Origin of the sequence: Wolbachia endosymbiont of Mansonella perstans (assembly GCF_020278605.1) — a bacterium.
GTDB lineage: Bacteria > Pseudomonadota > Alphaproteobacteria > Rickettsiales > Anaplasmataceae > Wolbachia.
Map to the genome: position 1 here is coordinate 1 of NZ_JACZHU010000055.1, position 7,340 is coordinate 7,340.

The 7,340-nt window shown below is 36.7% G+C and carries 2 protein-coding genes and 1 pseudogene; all 3 read right to left on the reverse strand.

What is annotated here, in order from left to right; translation table 11 throughout:
* A pseudogene (locus tag IHO13_RS03780) lies at nt 1-881 on the reverse strand (ankyrin repeat domain-containing protein); the annotation flags it as partial.
* 339 nt (nt 882-1,220) lie between these two features.
* Nucleotides 1,221-4,361, reverse strand: coding sequence for a bifunctional proline dehydrogenase/L-glutamate gamma-semialdehyde dehydrogenase PutA (putA, locus tag IHO13_RS03785; RefSeq protein ID WP_225538346.1), 3,141 nt, complete (start codon nt 4,359-4,361; stop codon nt 1,221-1,223).
* Between the two features lie 127 nt (nt 4,362-4,488).
* Entirely contained in the window at nt 4,489-7,092 is a 2,604-nt protein-coding gene (acnA, locus tag IHO13_RS03790; protein WP_225538347.1) for an aconitate hydratase AcnA, read from the reverse strand.
* Between the last annotated feature and the right edge of the window lie 248 nt (nt 7,093-7,340).

A 7,340-nucleotide genomic window follows, 5' to 3' on the forward strand; every position in this document is an offset into this window, starting at 1 on the left:
TATTCATTTTGCTTTTCATCTAAACCTTGCAGTGTTTGCAATTTTAACTGATCTGGCTTGGCTCCATGTTCCAATAGTGTTACGAGGAACTTAAGTGTATTATCGTTATTTTGGATTGTATGAGACCCGTGTTTTCCTTTTTTTATCTTGTCAATTAATGCCACTTGAAGGGAAGTTTTTCCGTTCCGATTTTTACTATTAATGAGTTGTATTAGATTTTCCCCGGTAATTGTCTTAATTAGGGTACCTAAAAACTTGAGTTTCAGTTTTCCTTCTAATGACGCAATAAGATGTAAAATACTTTTTTCTTCCTCATTTTTTATGTTTCTAATATCCGTGCAATTTTTTAGATATCTTCCAAACTTCCTATTGTTTCTATTTTTGATCGCTTTTAGTAATTGAACACCGTTATTCGTTACTCTGTTGCTTGTTTCTGCTTTACGATTATCTTCAACTTGACTGCAGATAATACTATCAAAACAATATTTGCTATTACAAGTGATTTCTGAAATTACCTGTACAACTTGATTTTTTATTTTACTTGATATTTCCTCTGACTGCTTTATTTTTTTATCTAGTACTGGAAGAAAACGCTGAACATAATACCTATGATATTTCTCTTGTCCTCTAAGCGACTTTTCTAATTCAGTTAATACTGCAGGGCTGGTACCCTCCTTGAATAACTTTTCACACTCCTTGATAATTCCATCTCGAACTCTTGGTTTTTCACGCTTATGCTCTTCTTTTTTTACCTTTTTCTCTATAGCACTACTCAATTGCTCGTCTTTTTCTTTTCTATCCTGCTCTCGCTTTTCATTTTTATCTGTGCATTCACCTAATTTACCTACATTATTAGTTAGTGCAGTTATGTCTGTACTCATACCAAACCCTCAATATTAAAACCTTCTTGGTTGCCAGCATTGATGCTTTTTCTGCTTAAACTGACAACTAAAATTGAATTAGACTTTTAAACTGAGCTAGATGTTGTATGTGTAATCAAAGTATAGGTGGAAAGGTAAAACACTAGTTTCTATTGGAAAGTTTGCTATCATAATTACACCTCACTTTAGCATTTATCTACTATTTTAACCATTTAATCTTAAAAAATAATAAATATAGCTAAAGTGAATTAGGAATACCCTGCGAAACATGTTCATCCTCGCATCCTACTCTGGGGCCATATATCTAACATTTTTAAAAGAAAGAAAAATACCTTCAAATCAGTCCAAGCACATAAGCGTAGTATTACCGCCAAATGCTGTAGTATTGACGCTTACAACTTTTTCTGTAGAAAAACGCTGTAGATAATGAGGACCTCCAGCTTTTGGTCCAGTGCCGGATAATCCCCTACCGCCAAACGGTTGTATGCCAACTGCTGCACCTATCTGATTGCGATTGATGTACACATTTCCCACTGATATTTTCTTGCTTATTAAATCGATCTGACTTTGTATGCGGCTTTGCAAAGAGAACGTAAGCCCATATCCTGTACTGTTTATATCACTTATAACTTCATTTAACTGCGACTTATCAAAACGTATAATATGTAAAATGGGGCCAAACACTTCCTGTTTTAATTGCGAAATTTTTTGTATCTCATAAATATATGGAGGAAAGAAATAACCATTATGAGAATTTATATTCATGGGTACCTTGGATAAAAGGCTTGAATCTTTATATCTTGACATTTTCTCCGTGTGACTATTCAGCATATCAATAGATGCTTTGTCAATTATCGGATCAATATCAGTGCTAAGTTGTATTGGATCACCAACCCTTAATTCTTGAACTGCGTCGCATATCATTTTTATCTGTTTCTCTGCTATATCTTCTTGAATAAATAATACTCTAAGTGCAGAACAGCGTTGACCAGCGCTACGGAATGCAGAAACTAAAACATCTACAGTCACTTGCTCTAAGAGAGCAGAACTGTCAACAATCATAGCATTTAATCCCCCAGTTTCAGCGATAAGTGGCACAATAGGGCCATCTCTGCTAGCAAGCATTCTATTAATCATTTGAGCAGCCTGTGTTAAACCAGTGAAAGCTACACCGGAAATTCTATTATCTGGTATTAATGTTCCACCTAAATACTGACCATTCCCTGGAATAAGGTGTAGTACATCTTTTGGTATCCCAGCCTTGTGTAGTATTTTAACAGCTTCATAAGCAATAATCGGCGTTTGCTCTGCTGGTTTTGCCAGTACTGAATTACCTGCTGCAAGTGCAGCTGCAATCTGTCCAATAAAGATAGCGAGTGGAAAATTCCACGGTGATATGCACAAAAAAACTCCTTTGCCTTCAAAAAAGATAAAGTTATCTTCACCTGTTGGACCTGGCAATCTTTTCCAGTTATTCAATTCATTTTTTGCTATCATTGCATAGTAGCGCAAGAAGTCGACTGCCTCCCTTACTTCTGCTATCGCATCGGATAAAGTCTTTCCTGCTTCCACAATCAGAATATAAATCATCTCTTTCATCCTTTCTTCAAGCAAATCAGCAGCTCTTTCAAGGTGCTTAGCACGCTCTTCTGCTGAAATATTATGCCACTTAGCAAAAGCACTATGTGCTATTTTAAGAGCGCTTAAAGCTTGATCACTTGTTGTATTTGACACTTCTCCGATTACGTTTTCCAAATGTGCTGGATTAACCACTTCGGTAAATTCAGTACTGTCAAACAGTGAGTCTCCGTCAATTATCGGCCCAACCTTCCATTTTCTTTCACTAAACTCTTTTATATCGCTTGCAAATTGTGAAACTGTAACTGAATCACTAATATCCATCCCCAAGGAGTTTTTCCTTTCTTCTCCAAAAATATCTTGTGGCAATGGAATATTTGGATGAGGCTCATACTCTAAGCTTTTAGCTTTTTCCAATGAATCTGAAACCAACTCTTCAACTTTAACTTTGGAATCATTTATTTGATGCACAAATGAACTATTAGCCCCATTTTCAAGAAGACGTCTAATAAGGTATGGCAATAAGTTACTATGTTTACCAACCGGTGCATATATGCGGCAATTTATACTTGTTGCAAGTTCTGACATTACATAATCATATAGACCCTTACCCATTCCATGTAAGCGCTGAAACTCAAACCCAGGGTGATTCTTATCGGCAAGCTCTATTATAGTAGCAAAAGTATAAGCGTTGTGAGTCCCAAAGCATGGATAAAAGTGACTTGCTTTGCTTAAAAGTTTCTGTGCACAGGCAAGGTAGCATACATCTGTATAGCTTTTTCTAGTAAACACTGGGTACCCACTTAACCCTAATTCTTGTGTGTGCTTGATTTCTGAGTCCCAGTATTCTCCTTTCACAAGCCTCACCATGATCTTACGCTTTGAACGGATAGCAACATCTTCAACAAAATCAAGAACAGACAAAGCACGTTTTTGATACGCTTGAACAGTCAATCCAAGCCCTTCCCACTCAGAAAGTGATTCATCAAGACGCAATTGCTCGAATAAAACTAATGACATCTCAAGTCTTTCTGACTCTTCTGCATTTATACATAATGAAATATTGTACTTTTTTGCTTCATGACAAAGCTCCAGTACCTTAGTTTTCAGTTCTTCAGCTATATTACCAAATTGGCAGAATTCATAACGTGGATGCAATGCAGATAACTTGATTGAAACACCATGGGATTTAAAGCAATCATTTGTGTCAGTGGATTCACCTATAGCTTTTATCGAATGCATATATGAATAAAAGTACTCTTCCGCATTCTCAGCTGTACGAGCAGCTTCACCAAGCATATCAAAGGAGCATAAGAATTTGCCATGATCATCTGATTTTACACTTTCCAATGCTTCTTCTATATTTTCCCCAACTATAAAGTACTTACCAAGCATCAACATTGCTTGTTTCACTGCCTTGCGGATTACTGGCTCTCCTAAATTTTTAAGTAATCTAGAAATAGCGTGATAGAATTTCGGATCTTCCTCACTGGTCCTTAATATACTACTGCCTATCATTAAACTCCATGTAGAAGCATTAACAAACAATGAAGAAGAACGTCCTAAATGTTTACTCCATTCTTGATTGGCAATTTTATCTTTGATTAGCTCATCTATTGTATAATCGTCTGGTATTCTAAGTAGTGATTCAGCAAGACACATTAGCGCTATCCCTTCATCATTGGAAAGCGAGTATTGCTGCATAAAAGAATCTATAATATCTAATTTATTGCCTTTAATTTTTTCGACAACTTGTTTTGCAATATTGTAAATTCTGTTTTTGGAATCAGCAGAAAGTTCTGCTTTTTCTACAAGATAACGTACACAACTTTTTTCATCAGTACGATAAAATCCCTGCAAACGTTTTCGCAATTCGTTAGGCTCTTGTATAGAACTGATCATAATTATCTACAAAACACCCTTTACCATATGTAAGGTGAAATTATATCATAACTTTGCATAGAATAAATTATTATTTAAATAAAGGGCCAGAATCGACTCAAAAAGCCTAGTTAATGACTTTGCTAGCTCAAGGAGACTGCGCAAGTATATAGTTCAACACTCCACCGTTCATTAAGTATTTTATCTCAGTTACAGTTTTTATACAGCACTTAAGTTGAATGGATTGCTCTGAATTATCCTTTCTTTTGATGATACATTCTAGATTTCCATTTGGCACTACTTTACCTTTTATGCTCACTATTTCACTACCATCGAATATTCTTCTCGTTACTCCATCCTGAAATGCGAGTGGAAGAACACCCATACCGACTAAGTTGGATCTATGTATACGTTCAAAGCTTTCTGCAATTACAGCTTTAATTCCTAGTAGCGCAGTACCTTTTGCTGCCCAGTCTCTGCTTGAACCTGTGCCATACTCTTTTCCCGCAACAACAACTAATGGAACAGCTTCTTCTTTGTACCGCATTGCTGCATCAAAAATTGACATAGTTTCTTGAGAAGGAATATGTTTTGTGTAACCACCTTCATTGCTCACCATTTCGTTTCTTATTCTGATATTAGCAAAGGTTCCACGTATCATTACGTTGTGATTACCACGACGTGATCCATATGAGTTGAAATCCCATGGTTCAATTCCAAGATCTTTTAAATACATACCTGCAGGACTATTTGAAGCAATATTTCCAGCAGGAGAAATGTGGTCAGTAGTTACACTGTCGCCAAACATCGCCAGTATTTGCGCACCCTTTATGTCGATCACGTTATTTTTATCATTCTCCGTCGATAAATTATCAAAATAAGGAGGATTCTGTATATAAGTGCTTTCCGCGTTCCAGTTGTAGATTTCACTTTTCTCACACTTTATCTTTTGCCAATGTTCATCACCGGAGAAAATATTTTCATACTTTTGTATAAACATCTCGCGTGTTACCACATTTTTAACACAATCTTCGATTTCATTGTTCATTGGCCATATATCTTTGAGGTAAACGTCATTTCCATCCTTATCTTTGCATATAGGATCTTTTGTTAGGTCAATCTGCACAGTACCTGCAAGTGCATACACAACAACAAGCGGTGGAGATGCTAAATAATTGGCTTTGACTAAAGGATGGATTCTTCCTTCAAAATTGCGATTACCAGATAAAACCGCGGCGACGGTTAAGTTTTTGCTTTTAATATCATTTTCTATATCTTCATCAAATGGGCCAGAATTTCCAATGCAAGTTGTGCAACCGTATCCAACCAAATTAAAGCCCAAAGCATTTAGATCTTTCTGTAATTCTGATTTTTCTAAATATTCTGTTACAACTTGTGATCCCGGAGCGAGAGAAGTTTTAACCCAAGGCTTTGATTTTATTCCAAGTTTGACTGCACTGCGTGCTACAAGACCAGCAGCAATCATCACACTTGGGTTTGAGGTGTTGGTACAGCTCGTTATCGCTGCAATAACTACACTTCCATCTTGAAGTACATTACTTTCCTTTGAGTCACTAATTGAAAATGATGTAGAAAAAGACTCTGCCACTTGTGAGAGAAAGACCTTATCTTGTGGTCTTTTTGGACCAGCCATTACTGGCTCCACGCTCGACAAATCAAGCTCCAGCATGTCAAAAAACGCCAACTCGTCACTACTTCGCCACAGTCCTTGCTCTTTTGCATAGACTTCAACCAACTTAATCGGCTCTTCCGGCCTTCCGGTTAAGCTTAAATAATCTAGTGTTTTCTGATCAATAGGAAAAAATCCACAAGTTGCACCATATTCTGGAGCCATGTTAGCTATGGTTGCCCTATCTGCCACAGATAAATAATCCAAACCATCACCATAAAACTCCACAAATTTACCAACAACATCTTTTGCCCTTAAGGCATTTGTGACTGTTAGCACTAGATCAGTTGCAGTTACTCCTTCTGAAAGTTTTCCAATTAATTTAAATCCTACTACCTCTGGAATCACCATACTAATTGGCTGATCAAGCATTACAGATTCAGCTTCTATCCCGCCAACACCCCAACCCAGAATCGATAAGCTATTAACCATAGTAGTGTGGCTGTCCGTGCCAACTAAGGTATCTGGGTATACAATTCCATTATCGCTACATACAACTCGTGCTAAATACTCGATATTTACTTGGTGGCAAATTCCCGTGCCAGGGGGCACTACCCTAAAATTTGTGAAAGATGACTCGCCCCATTTCAAGAATTGATATCTCTCCAAATTTCTTTTTACTTCCAGTTCAACGTTTTTGCCAAATGCAGAAGCACTTGCATAATTATCTACTTGGACAGAGTGGTCTATCACAAGATCAACTGGTACAGACGGATTTATTTTGCTTGGATCACCTCCGCCTTTCTTAACATAACTACGCATTGAAGCTAAATCGATAATAGCGGGAACTCCTGTAAAATCCTGCATCAATACCCTTGCTGGTTTGTAGCTAATTTCATGATCAACATGTTTCTCAACGCAACTTGCTAGTGTTTTTATATCATCCAACTTCACGTTCACTCCATCTTCATTGCGCAATAAGTTCTCAAGCAATACCTTGAGCGAACAGGGTAATTTACTTAGATCTATTTCTAAAAATTTGCCAGCAGCGCTGAGGCTAAAATAGCTATATGACTTTCCATCAATGTTTAAAATTGTTTTTGAATTTAAAGAATTATTCATCACGTATAACCATTATTTAAATGAAAAGACCCACAATCCTGATATTACCGTGCTGCAGAAACTTCAGGAATAAACATATTTAATCCTGATTGTCAACAGTAAACTAAGGTAAACCTGCCTAACCATTTCATGTCAAGTTTGATGAAAGAAAAAATAATTGTGGTAGCTAGCTAAATTCAGATTTTCTAGCCACAGAAACGAAAGAAACTACTTAAAGATTCCTCCAGTTTCCTTATTATAGTATTGAA

Excerpts from the sequence above, each read along its gene's own strand:
- putA (WP_225538346.1), bottom strand. The coding sequence starts at position 4,361 with ATGATCAGTTCTATACAAGAGCCTAACGAATTGCGAAAACGTTTGCAG.
- acnA (WP_225538347.1), bottom strand. The coding sequence starts at position 7,092 with ATGAATAATTCTTTAAATTCAAAAACAATTTTAAACATTGATGGAAAG.